Source organism: Paenibacillus sp. sgz302191 (genome assembly GCF_057749925.1).
This window is the reverse complement of sequence record NZ_JBYLHY010000144.1, coordinates 1-222: the sequence shown is the minus strand read 5'-3', so window position 1 is coordinate 222 and position 222 is coordinate 1. Positions and strand designations below refer to the sequence as shown.

At 52.7% G+C, this 222-nt stretch carries 2 rRNA genes; both read right to left on the bottom strand.

The annotated features are described in order from the left end of the window. Positions 1–58 (bottom strand): 5S ribosomal RNA (gene rrf, locus AC3G2T_RS38965); the annotation flags it as partial. Positions 59–165: 107 nt separating this feature from the next. Continuing rightward, positions 166–222, bottom strand: a 16S ribosomal RNA gene (locus AC3G2T_RS38960); the annotation flags it as partial.

Here is a 222-nt window from a genome sequence, read left to right as displayed (position 1 = left end):
GCTTAACGGTCGTGTTCGAGATGGGAACGCGTGGATCCCCTCCGCCATCATCACCAAACGAGTGCAGCTTCTACAGCTGCCCGAAAGGATCTTGCCCTTTCAAAACTGAACACGAGTGAAGAAACTTGTTTGTCCGACAACCTGCAGTTGTCATGGACTCCATAGAAAGGAGGTGATCCAGCCGCACCTTCCGATACGGCTACCTTGTTACGACTTCACCCC